This window comes from Streptomyces sp. NPDC056883 (assembly GCF_042788835.1).
Classification (GTDB): Bacteria; Actinomycetota; Actinomycetes; order Streptomycetales; family Streptomycetaceae; genus Streptomyces; species Streptomyces stoeckheimensis.
Window position 1 is genome coordinate 254455 of record NZ_JBHUBS010000009.1, and the last position, 17502, is coordinate 271956.

The 17502-nt window shown below is 71.9% G+C and carries 16 protein-coding genes; 3 read left to right on the forward strand and 13 right to left on the reverse strand.

All coding sequences use genetic code 11. The features are described from left to right. Position 1 precedes the first annotated feature (1 nt). Together codA and ACFRU2_RS23290 are read right to left on the reverse strand one after the other, a co-directional pair. On the reverse strand, positions 2 to 1309 hold the full coding sequence (gene codA / locus ACFRU2_RS23285) for a cytosine deaminase (RefSeq protein ID WP_382975086.1): 1308 nt from the start codon (positions 1307 to 1309) through the stop codon (positions 2 to 4). Between the two features lie 16 nt (positions 1310 to 1325). Next, positions 1326 to 1493, reverse strand: coding sequence for a hypothetical protein (locus ACFRU2_RS23290; RefSeq protein WP_266906264.1), 168 nt, complete (start codon positions 1491 to 1493; stop codon positions 1326 to 1328). 109 nt (positions 1494 to 1602) lie between these two features. Between ACFRU2_RS23290 and ACFRU2_RS23295 the strand changes: the two genes are divergently transcribed. Continuing rightward, positions 1603 to 3411 carry a prolyl oligopeptidase family serine peptidase gene (locus tag ACFRU2_RS23295; RefSeq protein WP_382975088.1) on the forward strand — a complete coding sequence of 603 codons (1809 nt, stop codon included), beginning with the start codon at positions 1603 to 1605 and terminating at the stop codon, positions 3409 to 3411. Between the two features lie 43 nt (positions 3412 to 3454). After that, on the forward strand, positions 3455 to 4264 hold the full coding sequence (locus tag ACFRU2_RS23300; RefSeq protein ID WP_382975090.1) for an SURF1 family protein: 810 nt from the start codon (positions 3455 to 3457) through the stop codon (positions 4262 to 4264). A gap of 21 nt (positions 4265 to 4285) precedes the next feature. Here the strand turns inward: ACFRU2_RS23300 and ACFRU2_RS23305 are convergent, their stop codons facing one another. From ACFRU2_RS23305 to ACFRU2_RS23335, 7 genes are all read right to left on the reverse strand, one after another. Beyond that, positions 4286 to 5683, reverse strand: a complete 1398-nt coding sequence (locus ACFRU2_RS23305) for a hypothetical protein (RefSeq protein ID WP_382975092.1) — start codon at positions 5681 to 5683, stop codon at positions 4286 to 4288. Further along, positions 5680 to 6456, reverse strand: a complete 777-nt coding sequence (locus ACFRU2_RS23310) for a SigE family RNA polymerase sigma factor (RefSeq protein WP_382975094.1) — start codon at positions 6454 to 6456, stop codon at positions 5680 to 5682. The genes ACFRU2_RS23305 and ACFRU2_RS23310 overlap by 4 nt, the downstream gene beginning before the upstream one ends. A gap of 158 nt (positions 6457 to 6614) precedes the next feature. Continuing rightward, a complete protein-coding gene (locus tag ACFRU2_RS23315; RefSeq protein ID WP_382975096.1) occupies positions 6615 to 7709 on the reverse strand; it encodes an aspartate-semialdehyde dehydrogenase in 1095 nt (364 codons plus the stop codon). After that, entirely contained in the window at positions 7706 to 8983 is a 1278-nt protein-coding gene (locus tag ACFRU2_RS23320) for an aspartate kinase (RefSeq protein ID WP_382975098.1), read from the reverse strand. The genes ACFRU2_RS23315 and ACFRU2_RS23320 overlap by 4 nt, the downstream gene beginning before the upstream one ends. A gap of 121 nt (positions 8984 to 9104) precedes the next feature. Beyond that, the gene (locus tag ACFRU2_RS23325; protein ID WP_382975100.1) at positions 9105 to 9752 is read right to left on the reverse strand and encodes a DUF5063 domain-containing protein; all 648 of its coding nucleotides are present in this window, start codon (positions 9750 to 9752) and stop codon (positions 9105 to 9107) included. After that, complete coding sequence (recR, locus tag ACFRU2_RS23330) at positions 9745 to 10344, reverse strand: recombination mediator RecR (protein ID WP_382975102.1); 600 nt, start codon at positions 10342 to 10344, stop codon at positions 9745 to 9747. The genes ACFRU2_RS23325 and recR overlap by 8 nt, the downstream gene beginning before the upstream one ends. 57 nt (positions 10345 to 10401) lie before the next feature. Next, complete coding sequence (locus ACFRU2_RS23335; protein WP_250744897.1) at positions 10402 to 10746, reverse strand: YbaB/EbfC family nucleoid-associated protein; 345 nt, start codon at positions 10744 to 10746, stop codon at positions 10402 to 10404. A 268-nt stretch (positions 10747 to 11014) separates the two neighbouring features. Between ACFRU2_RS23335 and ACFRU2_RS23340 the strand changes: the two genes are divergently transcribed. After that, complete coding sequence (locus ACFRU2_RS23340; protein ID WP_250744898.1) at positions 11015 to 11740, forward strand: SLATT domain-containing protein; 726 nt, start codon at positions 11015 to 11017, stop codon at positions 11738 to 11740. Positions 11741 to 11808: 68 nt separating this feature from the next. Here ACFRU2_RS23340 and ACFRU2_RS23345 read toward each other — a convergent pair whose 3' ends face one another. The 4 genes from ACFRU2_RS23345 to ACFRU2_RS23360 all read right to left on the reverse strand — a co-directional run bounded on the left by ACFRU2_RS23345 (position 11809) and on the right by ACFRU2_RS23360 (position 17378). Continuing rightward, on the reverse strand, positions 11809 to 12459 hold the full coding sequence (locus tag ACFRU2_RS23345) for a hypothetical protein (protein WP_382975105.1): 651 nt from the start codon (positions 12457 to 12459) through the stop codon (positions 11809 to 11811). 120 nt (positions 12460 to 12579) lie between these two features. Then, positions 12580 to 15051: a glycosyltransferase 87 family protein gene (locus tag ACFRU2_RS23350; protein ID WP_382975107.1), complete on the reverse strand. Its 2472-nt coding sequence runs from the start codon at positions 15049 to 15051 to the stop codon at positions 12580 to 12582. Then, complete coding sequence (locus ACFRU2_RS23355) at positions 15048 to 15728, reverse strand: GntR family transcriptional regulator (protein WP_382975109.1); 681 nt, start codon at positions 15726 to 15728, stop codon at positions 15048 to 15050. The genes ACFRU2_RS23350 and ACFRU2_RS23355 overlap by 4 nt, the downstream gene beginning before the upstream one ends. A gap of 297 nt (positions 15729 to 16025) precedes the next feature. Further along, positions 16026 to 17378 (reverse strand): aspartate aminotransferase family protein, encoded by a 1353-nt coding sequence (locus ACFRU2_RS23360; RefSeq protein ID WP_382975111.1) that lies wholly within the window; start codon positions 17376 to 17378, stop codon positions 16026 to 16028. Positions 17379 to 17502: the final 124 nt, after the last annotated feature.

Sequence of the window (17502 nt, forward strand, 5' to 3'; positions counted from 1 at the left end):
ATCAGCGTAGGCGGGGGCGGAAGTCCACCTCCGAGGGCCCCGCCTCCCCCGGCCAGGCCAGCAGCCGGGGCGGAGCCGCCGGGGTCTCGGCGAGGACGGTGCCGCGCGAGACGACGTAGCGGGGGCGGACCTGGCGGCGGACGGCCTCGGTGGGCGATTCGGCCGGCAGCAGCACGAAGGAGGCCGGGTTGCCCTGGCGGACCCCGTACTCCGAGGGCGAGAGGCCGAGGACGCGCGCCGCCCGCTCGGTCACCATCTCGAAGGCCACCGGGATCTCGTCCGCTCCCGTGAGCTGGGCGGCGTAGATCCCGACGAGGGCGGTCTGCAGCGGGTTGCCGGTGCCGAGCGCGTTCCAGGGGTCCATCACGTCGTCGTGGCCGAAGGCCACGTTGACCCCTGCCGCCAGCATCTCCTTGACCTGGGTGAGGCCGCGGCGCTTCGGGTACGTGTCGAAGCGGCCCTGGAGGTTCAGGTTGGCGAAGGGGTTCGAGACGAGGTTGATCCCGGAGCGCGACAGCAGGCGCTGGAGTTTGAAGCTGTACGCCCCGCCGTAGGAGCCCATCGCCGTCGTGTGCGAGGCGGTCACGTGCCCGCGCAGCCCCGAGCGCAGCGCGTGGGCGGCCAGTACCTCCACGAAACGGGACTGCTCGTCGTCGATCTCGTCGCAGTGCGCGTCCACCCGCAGTCCCTGCTCCTCGGCGAGCCGGAAGGCGACGGCCAGCGAGGCCACCCCGTCCTCCCGGGTGTCCTCGAAGTGCGGGATCGCGCCGACCACGTCGGCCCCGCGCCGGACGGCCTCGCGCAGCAGCTTCTCGCCGCCCGGGAAGGACACGATGCCCTCCTGCGGGAAGGCGACGATCTGCAGGGTCATCACGTCCCGCACCCGGTCGCGCACCTCCAGCAGCGCATCGAGCGCGATCAGCGCCGGGTCGGTGACATCGCAGTGGGTGCGCACGTGCAGGACGCCCTGCGCCGCCTGCCAGCGGAGCACCTCGGTGGCCCGCGCGATCACGTCCTCGCGGGTCAGGGTCTTCTTACGCTCGCTCCAGCAGGCGATGCCCTCCCAGAGGGTCCCGGAGACGTTGGGGCGCGGGTCTCCGGCCGTCAGGGCCGTGTCGAGGTGGATGTGCGGCTCGACGAAGGGCGCGCTGAGCAGCCCGCCGTGCGCCTCGATCAGCACCCCCGTCGCCGGAGGCTCCTTCTGGTCGTCGTACGGGAGCACGCGCGCGATCCGCCCGTCCTCCGCGACCTCGACGTCGTGCAGGCCTTCGCTGTGCAGCAGCCGGGCGCCCCGGACGATCATCCGCATCGCGTCAGCCTACGGCTCAGCCTCGCTTGGCCTGGGCTTTCTGCTGCATGCCCCGGGTCTTCGCGGAGACCGACTGCACATCGCGCACGGCGGCCTTGGCGCGCGCCTCCGCCGCGGTGTTCTTGGCCATCGCACGCTCCGAATCGTGGTGGGACGGCTTTCCGGTACGCGCCTTCTTCGCCATGACCGCTGCTCCTCGACTCCACCGATCCGTACGCACACCACCCTGCGCCCGTTCGGCCCCGTCGGCATCTCGGGGGACGGGCCGCGGCCGATCCGGTTACATGGGGTGCATGACTGACGCCATCGCCGACACGAACGCCGACATGCCCGACTGGGAGAAGCGCTTCCGGGCCCCGCGCGTGGGACTGCCCGAATGGGCCGAGGACGCGCCCGACCGCTCGCTCTTCGTCTCCAACGCCACCGGGACCTACGAGCTCTACGCCTGGGACCGCGCCACCGGTGTCCAGCGGCAGGCCACCGACCGGCCCAACGGGACCACCGACGGCACCCTCTCCCCCGACGGCGCGTGGGTCTGGTGGTTCTCCGACACCGACGGCGACGAGTTCGGCACCTGGGTCCGCCAGCCCTTCGCGGGCGGCCCGGACGAGCCGGCCACCCCCGGGCTGGAGGCCTCCTACCCCGCCGGGCTGGCCATCGGGCGCGACGGGACGGCCGTCGTGGGGCGCTCCACCGACGAGGACGGGACCACGATCCACGTGGTCCGGCCCGACGGGACGGAGCCGACCGTCGTCTACCGGCACCGCGAGTCGGCCGGCGTCGGCGACCTGTCCCGGGACGGGACCCTGCTCGCCGTCGAGCACACCGAGTACGGCGACGCGATGCACTCGGCCCTGCGGGTGATCACCCTGGACGGCGCCACCGTCGCCGAGCTGGACGACTCCCGGGGCGGCACCGAGGAGCTGGGCCTCATGGTGCTCGGCTTCGCGCCCGTCGCGGGAGACACCCGGCTGCTGGTCGGCCACCAGCGGCGCGGCCGGTGGGAGCCGATGGTGTGGGACGTGGCCGCGGGCACCGAGGAGGGGCTGGCCGTCGACCTGCCGGGCGACGTCGGCGCCGAGTGGTACCCCGACGGGTCCGCGCTGCTGATCGAGCACGGCTACGAGGCGCGCAGCGAGCTCTTCCGCTACGACCTGGCCGCGCGGGAACTCGTACGGCTGGACACCCCGCCGGGCACCGTGTCGGGGGCGACGGCGCGGCCCGACGGGTCGGTGGAGTACCAGTGGTCCTCCGCGGCCGAGCCCTCCGTCATCCGGTCGACCGCGGGCGGAGTCGTGCTCGACCCTCCCGGTTTCCGGCCGCCCGGCTCCGTGCCGGTCGAGGACGTGTGGGTCGAGGGCCCCGGCGGGCGGATCCACGCCCTCGCCCAGCGGCCCGTCGGCCACGGCGACGGCCCCTTCCCCACGGTCTTCGAGATCCACGGCGGGCCCACCTGGCACGACAGCGACGCCTTCGCCGCGACCCCGGCGGCCTGGCTCGACCACGGATTCGCGGTCGTCCGGGTCAACTACCGCGGTTCGACCGGCTACGGACGCGAGTGGACCGACGCCCTCAAGCACCGGGTCGGCCTGATCGAGCTGGAGGACGTCGAAGCCGTACGGGAATGGGCGGTGGGCTCCGGCCTCGCGGACCCGGCGCGCCTGGTGCTGTCCGGCGGCTCCTGGGGCGGCTACCTGACGCTGCTGGGCCTCGGCATGCACCCGGAGGCCTGGGCGGTGGGGCTGGCGGCCGTACCGGTCGCCGACTACGTGACCGCGTACCACGACGAGATGGAGGCGCTGAAGTCCCTGGACCGCACCCTCTTCGGCGGTACCCCGGAGGAGGTCCCGGAGCGCTTCGAGGCCTCCTCGCCGCTGACGTACGTGGACGCGGTGAAGGCGCCCGTGCACATCGCGGCGGGGCTCAACGACCCGCGCTGCCCCATCAAGCAGATCGAGAACTACGTGGACCGGCTGGCGGCGCGCGGGGCGGAGCACGAGGTGTACCGCTACGACGCCGGACACGGCTCGCTCGTCGTGGAGGAGCGGATCAAGCAGGTCCGGATGGAGATCGACTTCGCGCTGAAGCACCTGCCGCGCTAGCCCCGGCACCGGCCGACCGGTGCGCCCCCCGTACGGTGGTGGGGTGCACCGGTTTCTCCTGACCCCGCGCTGGTGGGGGATCAACGTCTTCGTCGCGCTCGGCGTCCCCTTCTGCCTGTTCATGGGGACCTGGCAGCTCGGCCGGTTCGAGGACCGCGTCGACACCCACAAGGAGGCGACCAGCGCACGCCCCGCCGAACAGGGGGCCGCGCCGCTGGACTCGCTGCTCCCGGTGGACAAGAAGACCTCCGGACGGCTCGCCTCGGTCTCCGGGGAGTACGCCGACCAGCTGCTGGTCCCCGAGCGGCGGCTCGACGGGAAGTCCGGCTTCTACGTCCTGACCCTGCTCAAGACCGACACCGGCAAGGCCGTACCCGTGGTCCGGGGCTGGTTGCCCGGAGCCGCCGACGCGGGCCGGGCCCCGGCCCCGCCGACCGGGCGGGTCGAGGTGACGGGGGCGCTCCAGGCCTCGGAGAACTCCACCAGCAAGGGCGTCTACTCCGCGGGCGGGCTGCCGGCCGGGCAGCTCGGCGTGATCGGGGCCGCCTCGCTCGTCAACATCGTGCCGTACGGCCTGTACGACGCCTGGCTGACCGTGCAGACGCCCGCCGACGGGATGACTCCGGTGCCGGCGCAGGCTCCGGCCAACACCGGGCTGGACCTGAAGGCCTTCCAGAACCTCGGCTACACCGGCGAGTGGTTCGTCTTCGCCGCGTTCGTGCTCTTCATGTGGTTCCGGCTGTACCGGCGCGAGGTGGAGACCCTGCGCGACACGGAGGCGGGCCTCCTCACCGAGACCCCGGCGGAGCAGGACACGGCGGAGCCCGCCCCGGCCGGGGCGGGCTCCGCGTAACGTCCGTCCGTCCGTCCCGGTCTACTTCAGCGGGATGACGCCCGTCCGGTAGACGGTTCCGCCGCAGGCCTCCGCGATGGTCAGCTGCGTCGTCGGGCCGTCGGGACCGTCCGGATTGGGCGTGTGGGCCACCAGGGCACCGAGCGGCGGCAGCGCCGCCTGCCCCTGGCCCGTGTCGGTGCCCGAGGTGTCGCCGGAGCCGCCCTCGGGCGGGTTGCCCCCGCCGCCGTTCGCAGTGGGGCAGCCGCCCTCCGGCGGCACCCACGCGAAGCGGACCTCGTACTGCGCGTTCGGCGCGAGCACCAGCCGCAGGGTCTCCACCGACGGATCGGGCAGCAGCCCGGTCGCCGCATCGCCCGTGACGTGGTTGACGACCGTCACCGGGGCACCGCCCTGGAAGGCCGGGCCCGCCGCCAGCGACTCCGGGCCGCGGACGGTACAGCTGCTCGCCGACACGTTGGTGACCTTGAAGCTGCCGGCGACCTTGTTGCCGGCCGACGGGGCCTTGATGCTGCCCGCCACGGAGATCTGGCTCTGGGCACAGTTGGGCACGACCACGGAGGCGGGCGGCAGACCGCCGCCCACGGAGCCGGTGGTGCCGGGGATGGGCGAGGTGGCGCGGGGCGGGGTGACGTTCGGGCCGCCGATGGTCGGGTAGCCGCCGTCCGGCAGGGGCGGCAAGGTACTGGCGTCCGCGTCGTCCGTCTTGTCCTTGCCGTCCTTGTCCTTGTCCTTGCCGGAGGTCTTCTTGGGCTTCGGACGGGAACCGGAGCCGTTCTGGTGCAGGCTGGACCCGTCCTTCGAGTCTCCGCCCTTCTGGCCGTGGCCCGCCATGATGGAACGGTCGGAGTTTCCGCCCGTCCCTGAGGCCAGGAGCAGGCTCACCGGGATCCCTCCGCCCAGCACCACGACGGCCGCCGCAGCGGCGACGAGGATCCGCCGGTTGCGGACCCGGCGCGCGGGGACCGCGTACCGCAGCCGCTCCAGCGCGTTGACGGAGGGTTCGATCCCGCCGACGACCCCTTGCAGCAGACCGCGGAGCACGTCCTCCTCGGCCACGGGCTCGGAGGCGGCGGGCGCTGTGCCGGCGGCGGGCTTGACGAGGGCGAGCTTGGGGGCGGCGGGCTCGGCGACGACGGGCTCGGCAGCGGACTCCTCCGCGTCGGCCTGCTCGGAACCGGCGGCCTCCGCCGTGTCCGGCGCCTCCACCGTGTCCTGCACCTCAGCCGTGTCCTGAGCCTCAGCGGTCTCGGGAGCCTCAGCCGTGCTCGCCGTGTCCGGCGTGCTCGCCGTGCCCATCACGAGCGCCCGCAGGGCCTCCGGGCCGCCGGAGGCGCCGAACAGGCCGGACAGTTCCCGGTCCCGGTCCTGGGCCTGGTCCCGGTCCTGGGCCTCGTTCTTCTTCCGGTCCTCACTCATGACTGCGCAGCCTCCATCGCCACCCGCAGCGCGGCAATGCCCCGCGAACCGTACGCCTTGACCGAACCGAGCGATATGCCGAGGGTCTCGGCGACCTGAGCTTCCGTCATGTCAGAGAAGTAGCGCAGCGACAGCACCTCGCGCTGGCGTCGCTGGAGTCCGCGCATCGCCTTGATGAGATCGTCCCGTTCCAGCAGGTCGTACGCGCCTTCCTCGGCGCTCGCCATGTCCGGCATCGGCTTCGACAGAAGCTTCAGGCCGAGGATGCGGCGGCGCAGGGTGGAGCGCGAAAGGTTGACGACGGTCTGGCGCAGGTAGGCCAGGGTCTTGTCCCGGTCCCGGACCTTGTTGCGGGCCGCGTGGACGCGGATGAACGCCTCCTGGACGACGTCCTCGCAGGAGGCGGTGTCGTCGAGGAGCAGCGCGGCGAGGCCCAGCAGCGAGCGGTAGTGCGCCTGGTAGGTCTCCGTGAGGTAGTCGACGGTGGTACCCGCGACCACCTCCACCACCTCGGCCACCTCGTACGTGCCTCCGGTGCCCTCCGCGCTGGTGCGCGGCCCGGGCACACGGCCGTCCTCGGCCGGTGCGGGCGCAGGGACGTCGGGCGCGGCGGGCACCCCGGGCGACAGGGGGGCTCCGGACGCCGTTTCGGCGGGCGGAACGGGAACGATCACCGGGAACCCACCGGGCGTGCGGGAGCGCCGACGCAGCGGGACCGGGATCGTCCCGGCGCGCGCCGGTATGACGGGGAGTTCGAGCAATGCTTCTGCCACGCCAGTTGGACTCGCGTCCCCCCGTGAGGGTTGTACGCGCACGGCAGATTCATCGGCGGGATTCTCATCGTCTTCTTGCGTAGCCGCTCACCCGGACGCGCAACGTCGTACGACGGCAGCGTCGGGCCATCCACTCGATCAAGGGATTAACGATGATCCTACAAAGTGAAGGACCCAAAATCAGCCGCGATCAGCTCCGCAGTTTGTGTGGCATTGAGCGCAGCACCCTGCCGGAGGTTGTCCGCGCAGACGAAGAACTCCAGCGACCGCGGGTCGTCGAGCGAGCGCCGTACCCGTCCCACCCAGGCCGGATCCGTTCCCGCCGCGTCCGACGGGGTCGGGAACTCCCCCGCGGCCGGGTCGTCCACGAGGACCACCCCGGGCGCCGAGTCCAGGATCTCCCGGGCGCGCACCGCCTCGACGGCGCCCTCGAACCGGGCCCGTACGGTCAGCGAGTGCCCGGTCAGTACGGGTACCTGTACGCAGGTCACGGACACCGGCAGCTGCGCCAGGTCCAGGATCCGGCGTACTTGCGCCCGTACGGCCAGCTCGTGCGAGGACCAGCCGTCCTCGCGGAGCTCACCGGACCACGGCACCACGTTGAGCGCGAGCGGACCCGCGAAGGGCCCGGTCTCCTCGCCCACGGCCCGGCGCACGTCCCCGGGATGCTCCCCCAGGGAGGTGCCGGCGACGAGTGACAGCTGGCGGCGCAGCGCCTCCGAGCCGGCCCGGCCGGCCGCGCTCGCGGCCTGGTACGTGGAGACGGCCAGCTCGGCCAGGGCGTACTCGGCGTGCAGCGCGCCCAGCGCCGCGATCATCGCCGCGGTCACGCAGTCGGGCCCGGAGACGATCCCGCGCGGCCGGATCCGGGCCGCGTGCCCGTTCACCTCGGGCAGCACCATCGGTACGTCGGGGTCCTCGCGGAAGGCCGAGGACTGGTCCACCACGACGGCTCCGCGCGCGGTGACGACGGGAGCCCACCGGGCGGACACCTCGGCCGGGGTCAGGAAGAGCGCGATGTCGCCCGCCCCGAGGCCGTCGAAGGCGTCTTCGGTGAGGGCGAGCACCTCGGCCTCCGTACCGCGCACGGTCAGCCTGCGGCCGGCCGAGCGCGAGGAGGCGATCAGGCGTACGTCGCCCCAGACGTCGGCCCGCTGGGACAACATCTGGAGCAGGACGGAGCCGACGGCTCCGGTCGCCCCGACCACGGCGAGTGCCGGAGCCGGGGCCGACCGGGCCGCGGGCGGGTTCAACGTCCCGTGCCGCCGTAGACGACGGCTTCGTCGCCGTTGTCGTTGTCGAGTCCGAAGGCCGTGTGCACGGCGCGGACGGCCTCGTTGACGTCGTCCTGGCGGGTCACGACCGAGATGCGGATCTCCGAGGTGGAGATCAGCTCGATGTTGACGCCCGCGTCGGACAGCGCCTGGAAGAACGAGGCGGTGACGCCCGGGTTGGTCTTCATGCCCGCGCCGACCAGGGAGATCTTGCCGATCTGGTCGTCGTAGCGCAGGGACTCGAAGCCGATCGTGCCCTTCGCCTTCTCCAGGGCGTCGATGGCCTTGTGGCCCTCGGCCTTGGGGAGGGTGAAGGAGATGTCCGTCAGGCCCGTGGAGGCGGCGGACACGTTCTGCACGATCATGTCGATGTTGATCTCGGCGTCCGCGATGGCGCGGAAGATGGCCGCGGCCTCACCCGGCTTGTCCGGGACGCCGACGACCGTGATCTTGGCTTCGGAGACGTCGTGAGCGACTCCGGAGATGATGGCGTGCTCCACCGGCTCGTCCCCTTGCGGATTCTCGTTGCTGACCCAGGTGCCCGGCAGTCCCGAGAAGGACGAGCGGACGTGGATCGGGATGTTGTAGCGGCGCGCGTACTCGACGCAGCGGTGCAGCAGCACCTTGGAGCCGGAGGCCGCGAGCTCCAGCATGTCCTCGGAGTTGATCCAGTCGATCTTCTTGGCCTTCTTCACGACGCGGGGGTCCGCGGTGAAGACGCCGTCGACGTCGGTGTAGATCTCGCAGACCTCGGCGTCCAGCGCCGCGGCGAGCGCGACGGCGGTCGTGTCCGAGCCGCCCCGGCCGAGGGTGGTGATGTCCTTGCTGTCCGCCGACACGCCCTGGAAGCCGGCGACGATGGCGATGTTGCCCTCGTCCAGCGCAGTGCGGATCCGGCCCGGCGTGACATCGATGATGCGCGCTTTGTTGTGGACCGAGTCGGTGATGACGCCTGCCTGGCTACCGGTGAACGACTGGGCCTCGTGGCCCAGGTTTTTGATCGCCATGGCCAGCAGGGCCATGGAGATCCGCTCTCCGGCGGTCAGCAGCATGTCGAATTCGCGCCCGGCAGGCATCGGGGACACCTGCTCGGCGAGATCGATCAGCTCGTCCGTCGTGTCGCCCATCGCGGAAACCACGACGACCACTTGGTGGCCGTTCTTCTTGGCATCCACGATCCGCTTGGCAACACGCTTGATGCCTTCGGCATCGGCTACGGAGGAGCCTCCGTACTTCTGCACGACAAGGCCCACGTGCGCTCCTCGCTCAGTCCGTCTCATTGCTGGTGCAGTCTAACGAGCGGCCGCGATACGACCGCCTCGTACCACATCATGAGACGAAAAGATCACGGCAAACGTTCCCCCGCCGGGGCGTTCACTTCCGGCCGAGGCCGCCGAGCTCCTCGGCCATGACCTGCCCGGCCACCTCCGCGAGCTCGTCCTCCGCGAGGTCCTCGTCCGTGTCCAGCCCGTCCAGCGCGGCCAGCGGCTGGTCGAGGCGGACGTGCGCGATCAGCGACTGGAGGGCGCGCAGCGTGGCCGACGCCGTGGGGCCCCAGTTGGTGAAGTACGAGAACTGCCACCACCACAGCGCCTCGGTGATCCGGCCCGCCTGGTGGTGGATGAGCCCGTGCCGCAGGTCGGCGACCACGTCGGCCAGGTCGTCGGAGATCCGGTGCGGGACCGGGGCCTTGCGCGGCTCGTAGGGGTCGAAGACCTCCGAGTAGACGTCGACCGGCTCCAGCATCACGGCGAACCGCTCGCGCAGGTCGTCCACGTCCGGCTCCGGGCCCAGATCGGGCTCGTAGCGCTCGTCGGGCAGGACGTCCTGGTACGCGCCCAGCCGGCCGCCCGCCAGCAGCAGCTGGGACACCTCCAGGAGGAGGAAGGGCACGGCGCTGTCCGGGTCCTCGCCCTTGGCCACCTCGGTGACCGCGACGATGAAGGACTCGATCTGGTCCGCGATCGAAGCCGCGAAATCGTCCGGATCCAGTCCCAGGGCGTGCAGCGTTGCGTCAGACATCGAGAAGTCGCCTTCCTTCAAAGGCCCGCCCGAGCGTGACCTCGTCCGCGTACTCCAGATCTCCCCCGACGGGGAGCCCGCTGGCCAGGCGGGTGACCTTCAGGCCCATGGGCTTCATCATGCGGGCGAGGTAGGTGGCGGTCGCCTCGCCTTCCAGATTCGGGTCGGTCGCGATGATCAGCTCGGTGACCGAGCCGTCCGCGAGCCGCGCCAGCAGCTCCCGGATGCGCAGATCGTCCGGGCCGACGCCCTCGATCGGGCTGATCGCACCGCCGAGGACGTGGTACCGGCCCCGGAACTCGCGCGTCCGCTCGATCGCGACGACGTCCTTCGACTCCTCGACCACGCAGATGACCGACAGGTCGCGGCGCGGATCGCGGCAGATGTTGCACCGCTCCTCCTGCGCCACGTTCCCGCACACCGCACAGAACCGGACCTTGTCCTTGACCTCCAGCAGCGCGTGCGCGAGGCGGCGGACGTCGGTGGGCTCGGCCTGCAGGATGTGGAAGGCGATCCGCTGCGCGCTCTTGGGCCCGACGCCGGGCAGCCTGCCCAGTTCGTCGATCAGGTCCTGGACCACGCCTTCGTACAACGGACTGCCTTCTTTCGGTGCGGGAGGGTTACCGAGCCGGGGAGGCTCGGGAAGGGACTAGAACGGAAGGCCGGGGATACCGCTGCCGCCGCCCAGCCCCTGCGCCAGCGGGCCCAGCTTCTGCTGCTGGAGCGCCTGCGCATTCTCGTTGGCCGCCTGGACCGCCGCGACCACCAGGTCCGCGAGCGTCTCGGTGTCCTCGGGGTCCACGGCCTTCGGGTCGATCACCAGCGCACGCAGTTCACCGGAACCGGTGACGGTCGCCTTCACCAGACCGCCGCCGGCCTGACCCTCGACCTCGGTGCGCGCCAGCTCGTCCTGCGCCACGGCGAGGTCCTGCTGCATCTTCTGGGCCTGCTGGAGCAGCTGCTGCATGTCGGGCATGCCACCACCGGGAATCACAGGTCACTCACTCCGTAGCGTCGGGCCAAGCGCCGGCGGCTTGGTCAATCCGAGCCTACGTGCTCCCCGGGCGCCGCGCCCTACGCCGTGAGGACCAACTCTTTCGAGTGAGAGACGAGGCGTGCGCGTACCTGATGACGCCCCCCTTGCGGGCGGAAATCCCGGGAATCGTTGCCCACCGCGTCTCATTCGAAGGTAGGAAGAGCATGCGCACCATTGCGCACACGCGCACCACCACACGTTCAGCGCAGGCAGAGGGAGTGCCCGGGTGAGTCAGCCGGAGATGCAGCCCGAGGGGCCACCCCGGGATCCCGCTGAGGACGGCGACCTTACCGGCCGGCCGTTCCCTCTCGGGGACTGGGGCGAGCCCGCGGAGCGGCTCGACGAGCTCTACCGACGGGTCGAGGCCGACGCGCTGCGCACCGCCGAGTGGTACCTGTCGGACCGGGCGTGGAAGCGCCGCGGAGCCCGGATCCTTCGGATCGGGGCCGCCGCCGGCGCGGTGACCGGCGCCTCGATGCCGCTGCTGGAGCTGACCGGCTCGGTGCCCGGAGCGGCCTCGTACGGCTATCTCGCGCTGCTCCTGGGGGCGGCCTGCCTGGCCTGCGACCGGTTCTTCGGCCTGACCTCGGGCTGGATGCGGGACGTGGCGACGGCGCAGGCCGTGCAGCGGCGACTGCAGACCCTGCAGTTCGACTGGGCCACGGAGAACGTGCGCGAGATCCTGGGCCCGACCGAGGGCACCGCCAGCGAGGCCGCGGAGCGATGTCTGACCGTGCTGCGCCGCTTCTCGGAGGACGTGACCGAGCTCGTGCGGTCCGAGACCGCGGAGTGGATGGTCGAGTTCAGTTCCGGCCCCGCCCCGCTGGTCATGCAGTCCCTGGGCGCGGGCGGATCCCGCTCGGAGGCGTACGTCCCGCCGGCCCGCTTCCCGCTCCCCCCGGGCACCCGCCCGAACATGCCCCGCCAGAGACCGCCGGAGCAGCCGCGCTGAACGGGGCGGGGCCGTCTCCGCCGTGCGGAGCCGGCCCCGTATCCGTATCCGTACCCGTACGGACCGCGTCAGCTGAAGATGATCATCGAGCCCTGGCCGAGGCTCCGGGTCGCCGCCGCGTGCAGGCCCAGCCACACGTGCCGCTCCCGCGCGAAGGGGCTGTCGTCGTACGGGATCGGCCCGGCGGGCTCCTCCAGCGCCGTCGGCCGCCCCGGGGGCGCCGGGGCGAGCGGCGGGTTCAGGTGGTCTATCCCGATCGCGGGAGCCACCAGGGCCAGCTCGCGCAGCAGGCCCTGTGCGGAGCCCAGGGGCCCGCCCCCGGCCAGCAGCTCCTCGTTGGCCAGCGGGTACGCGAAGTCCACGGGGACGTAGGCCCCCGCGTGGTCGTAGTGCCACACCAGGTGCGACTGCTGCGCCGTCGGCTCGAACATCTCCAGCAGTTGCTCGTAGTCCCCGCCCAGCTCGTCCACCGGGGTCACCGGCAGCCCGCAGATCTGGAGCAGGTACGCCCGCCGCAGGAAGTGCAGGGCGTCGTAGTCGAAACCGGCCACCGGGGCGACGTCCCCGGACAGCCCCGGCATGTACGCGAACACCGGCACGGACGGCAGTCCGGCCTCGCCCAGCGCCTTGTCGTACGAGGCGATCTCTTCCGCGAAGGGGTTGTCGGGGCTGTGGCACAGCACGTCGACAAGGGGGACCAGCCACAGGTCACAGGCCACTCGGCCTCCGATCAGTCGTTGCCGCCGATCGGGCCAGCGTAGTGCGCCGGACACGCTCAGCGAAGGGGTGAGCAGAACCTTGCGACGCGGATCCCGGCCGGATGCGCGCCCGATCCGTGCCTACGGCTCCCCCGGGCCCACCCTCCAGACCCACACGTCGCGCACCTGCTCCGGATCCCGGCCCAGCAGCCCGGTGAGTAGGTCCCGCAGCTCGGTGTCCCGGTCCTGGAAGGGCAGGACGACCGCGCCGGCCTTCCAGTACTCCAGGTCCTGGCGGGCCTGCAGCCTCCAGGAGGCGGTGACCTCGGGCGGCTGCGCGCCGTAGCGGACGTCGCGCAGGAGGTTCGAGAGGTGCCGCGGGGTGGCCCCGTAGATGCCGATCCGGTCGGGGCCCCACGGGCCGTTGAAGTAGCCGCCGGCCAGCCGGAAGCCGAAGTCCGCCTCCACCTGCCAGTGCAGCGCGTCCGCCTGGCCCGGGTCCGGCAGCGGTACCGGAACGAGTGCCTCGCCGTCCTTGACGTAGCCCTTCCAGTCCCCGGAGGTGATGAACGCGGGCACCGGCGCGCGGTCCCGTACGGTCAGCGGCAGCGGCAGGACGGGGATCAGCGCGGCCGCCGCCCCCAGGAGGCCCAGGGTGCGCAGCTCGCGGGTGCGCAGCCGGAGGATCCGGTCGAGCGCGAGGGCGAGCAGGATGCCCAGGACGGGCGCGCACACCATCGCCACGCGCCCCTCGATCACCGACTCGAAGAGCGGCAGCTTGATCATCAGGCGCCAGGGTCCCGGCAGCACGATCTCCGTGCGGGGTACGGGCACCCAGGGCCCGAGGGACAGCAGGAGCGCGACGAAGCCGGTGAGCGCGAGGGCCCGTACGGCCTTGCTCCGCCACAGCCACACGCACACGGCGACGCCGAAGGCGAGCAGGGGCCAGCCGTAGAAGGCGTTCTGCTCGGTGGTGTTCAGGGAGAGCTTGCCGGCCGTCTCGGGGTCGCCGAAGAGGGAGCGGGAGGCGTACTCGATCAGGGCGCGCGGGCTGTTCCCGGCGTTGTCCCCGTGCAGGACCGAGTGGTAGCTCTGCGGGCCGAAGAACTGCCAGTACAGCGGTACGGCCACCAGCGGCAGGCACACGGCGAGCGCGACGAGCAGACCGGAGCCCAGCGGCCGCGCGGCCGCGAGGGCGCGGCGGCGGTCGACGAGGAGGTAGGCCACGCAGAAGACCAGCATGCCGAGCGCGGCGATGAGCAGCGGCTCTTCGCCGATGAAGATCTGGTACGTCGCGAAGAGCCCGAGCAGTACCCCGTCACGCGTCACACTGCGACCCTCGCGCTGGGCCTCGCACAGGCGCAGGGCCCGGTCGATGATCAGCGGGATCATGAAGAGGACGACGAAGTTCGGATGGCCGTTGGCGTGCGAGACCATCGGCGGCGCGAAGGCCGCGAGCGCCCCGCCCGCGGCGGCCGCCCAGCGGCTGCGCACGAACCGGCGGCGGATCAGCCAGTACCAGGTCCAGGCGCTCGCGGCCATGCCGAGCGTGAGGACCAGCGCGAAGGTGACGGTCTCGCCGAAGAGCAGCGTGACCGGGATCAGCGGGACGTTCAGGCCGAGCATCGTGGCGTTGGCCATCAGGTTCACGCCGTCGGGCATGCCCTGGGAGAGGGTGAAGAGCGGGTTGCGGAGGTTCGTGACGTTGTCGGTGGTGACACCGACGAACCACTCCCACTGGTTCTGGTCCTGGAGCGCGTCCGCGAGGTAGGCGCCGTCGAGGTCCGTCCACAGGCCCTGGAAGACGTAGAGGGAGAGCAGGAGGAAGGCGCCGGCCACGGCGAGGCCGCCTGCGTTGAGGCGGAACAGGTCGCCGAGGGCCTGGCGGCGGTCGGGGCGCGGGGCCGGGGTCGGGGTCGGGGCCTGGGTCGGGGCCTGGTCGTGCGGGGCGTCGGCTCGGCGGGCCGGGAGCTCGACCTCCGCCACGTGCCAGCCCTGGCGGCGGACCCAGCGCAGGACCTCGGCGTCGATGGCCGGTCCGTCGAGGGTGGAGGCGCCGAAGGCGGCGCGGGCGCGGTCCCCGTCGAAGAGGGCGAAGGCGCAGGTGTCTGCGCGGAAGCCCGGTATGCCGGGGATACCGAGGGCGCGGACCAGGCGGCTCCGGGAGCGGCCGAGGACCACGGCGGGCGGTGCGTCGTCCGCCTGCGGCGTGCCCGGGGCCAGGACTTCTTCGAGGAGGGCCAGCTCGTCGAGCGGGGTGCTGAGAGCGGAGTCGGTGAGCAGCACCCGGTCGCCCGCGGAGGCGAGCACTCCGGCGCGGAGGGCTGCGCCCTTGCCGCGCCCGTCGCCGTCGTCGTCGAGGCGGATCAGCCGGATCCGGGGTTCCTCGGCGGCGGCGTCAGTGTCGGCATCAGTGACCAGGATGAGTTCCCAGGCGCCCGGACCCGTGCCGCAGTGTGCGTCGAGGTGCTCGCGGAGGACTGTGAGGGTGTGCTCCGGGACCGGAGCGGGGATGACGACGGACAGGCCGACGGCGCCGAGCCAGCGCGTGCCGGCGGAGGCCGGCTTCTCCCGGTCGGCACCCACGGCGCCCACGGCGCTCTCGCCGCTCACGCGCCGGCCGCCTTCAGGCCCGCGGCCCAGTCGAGACCGTGCTGGTTGTACGCGTGCACGAGGCGTCGTACCTCCTCGGCGTCCGCGCGGGTCACCGCGTCGATCAGTTCGTTGTGGCCGGCCCACAGGCCGAAGCGCAGGTCCGGCTCCGCCTTCAGGTAGGGCACGGCGAACACCCAGCACTGCACCCGGATCCGGTGCAGGAACTCGGAGATGTAGATGTTGCCGACCAGCCCGCTCAGCTCCCTCCAGAAGCGCAGGTCGTAGCCGATCAGCACGTCGAGCGAGCCGTTCAGCGCTGCCCGCTGCGCTTCTTCCGCCCGGCGGCGCACCGAGACCAGCCGTTCCCCGGAGCCGGGGGCGGTGCCGCGTTCCACGAGCCTGCGGAAGATGCCTTCCACGATCAACGTACGAGCCTCGATCATGCCCCGGAAATCGTCCACGGAGAAGACTCGGACGCGGAAGCCGCGGTGCTGGACGGAGTCGAGCAGGCCCTGCGCGGAGAGATCGACGAGGGCCTCGCGGACGGGGGTCGCGGAGACCTCGTACTTCTCGGCGATCTGTTTGACGGTGAATTCGCTCCCGGCCGCCAGGCGCCCCGCGAGCACCTCGTCACGCAGCGCGTCCGCGATCTGCTGGCGAAGTGTGTTGCGGGTGACAGCGCCGCTGCCTGGCATAGGGGTCCGTCTCCATCTGTGGGCTTCGGACACCTTAGGCCAGGCAGCACGGCCGAAACCGATCGCTTGATGGCCGCTATATGGATTTAGCGCCCGTTATCCGGACGGGCCACGCTTCTCTTCTTGATCATCCGACCCTGCGCGGGGCCCGCCCGGGGCACCCGCGCAGGGTCGTCCTTGCTGCTCGGAGCCTGGTCGGAGGCTGGTCGCGGCCTGTCCGGGACTCCCCTCCTGCCTCGGTCCCGGGGGTGCGCGTCAGGCTCGCTCACGCCTCGTCAGGCGTCGGCGCGGCCTCGGTCAGGCCGAAACGTGACGGTCGGCGACGGTCAGCGCGTCGTCCAGCAGGGCCAGGCCCTCCTTCGCGTCCGCTTCCGTGATGTTGCACGGGGGGACGACGTGGGTGCGGTTCATATTGACGAACGGCCACAGCCCGGACGCCTTGCAGGCCGCGGCGAACTCGGCCATCGGCGCGTTGTCGGCTCCCGCGGCGTTGTAGGGAACGAGCGGCTCGCGCGTCTCCTTGTCCCGTACGAGTTCCAGGGCCCAGAAGGTGCCCAGACCGCGCACCTCCCCGACCGAGGGGTGGCGCTCCGCGAGCTCGGCGAGGGCCGGGCCGATCACGTTCTCGCCGAGGTGGGCGGAGTGCTCGACGATGCTCTCCTCCTCCATCGCGTTCATCGTCGCGACGGCGGCGGCGCAGGCGAGGGGGTGACCGGAGTAGGTCAGGCCGCCCGGGTAGGGGCGCGTGGCGAAGGTCTCGGCGATCGCGCCGGAGATCGCGACGCCGCCGAGCGGGACGTAGCCGCTGTTGACGCCCTTGGCGAAGGTGATCAGGTCGGGGGTGACGTCGAAGTGCTCGGCGGCGAACCACTTGCCGGTCCGGCCGAAGCCCGACATGACCTCGTCCAGGATGAAGACGATGCCGTAGCGGTCGCAGAGCTCGCGCACGCCGGCCAGGTAGCCGGGGGGCGGGGTCATGATCCCGGCCGTGCCGGGGACCGACTCCAGGATGATCGCGGCGATCGTCGCCGGGCCCTCGAAGGCGATGGTGTCGGCGAGGTGGGTGAGGGCGCGGGCGCACTCCTCGGCCTCGGTGGTCGCGTGGAAGGGCGAGCGGTAGAGGAACGGTCCCCAGAAGTGCACGACGCCGGCGGCGGCCGTGTCGGAGGGCCAGCGGCGCGGGTCGCCGGTCAGGTTGATCGCGGCGGCGGTGGCGCCGTGGTACGAGCGGTAGGTGGACATCACCTTCTGCCGGCCGGTGTGCAGCCGGGCCATGCGGACGGCGTTCTCCACGGCCTCGGCGCCGCCGTTGGTGAAGAAGATCTTGTCGAGGTCGCCGGGGGTCCGCTGCGCGATGAGGCGTGCGGCCTCAGAGCGGACGTCCACGGCGAAACCGGGGGCCAGGGTGCAGAGCCTGGCCGCCTGCTCCTGAATGGCGGCGACGACCTTGGGGTGCTGGTGACCGATGTTGGTGTTGACCAGCTGGGAGGCGAAGTCGAGGTAGCGCTTGCCGTCGTAGTCCCAGAAGTGCGACCCCTCGGCTTTGGCCACGGCGAGCGGGTCGATCAGGGCTTGGGCGGACCAGGAGTGGAAGACGTGAGCGCGGTCGGCGGCCTTGACGGAGGCGCCCGAGGTGACGTGAGGGGTCATGGCCGCAACCGTAGAAGTGTGCAGGTGGGGAGGGATATCGGCGGTCTGTATGCGGGTGGGGGGCGGGTCTCGGCAGTCTGTCTGGGGAATGATTGACAGCACGCTGTCATGATGGCAGCATACT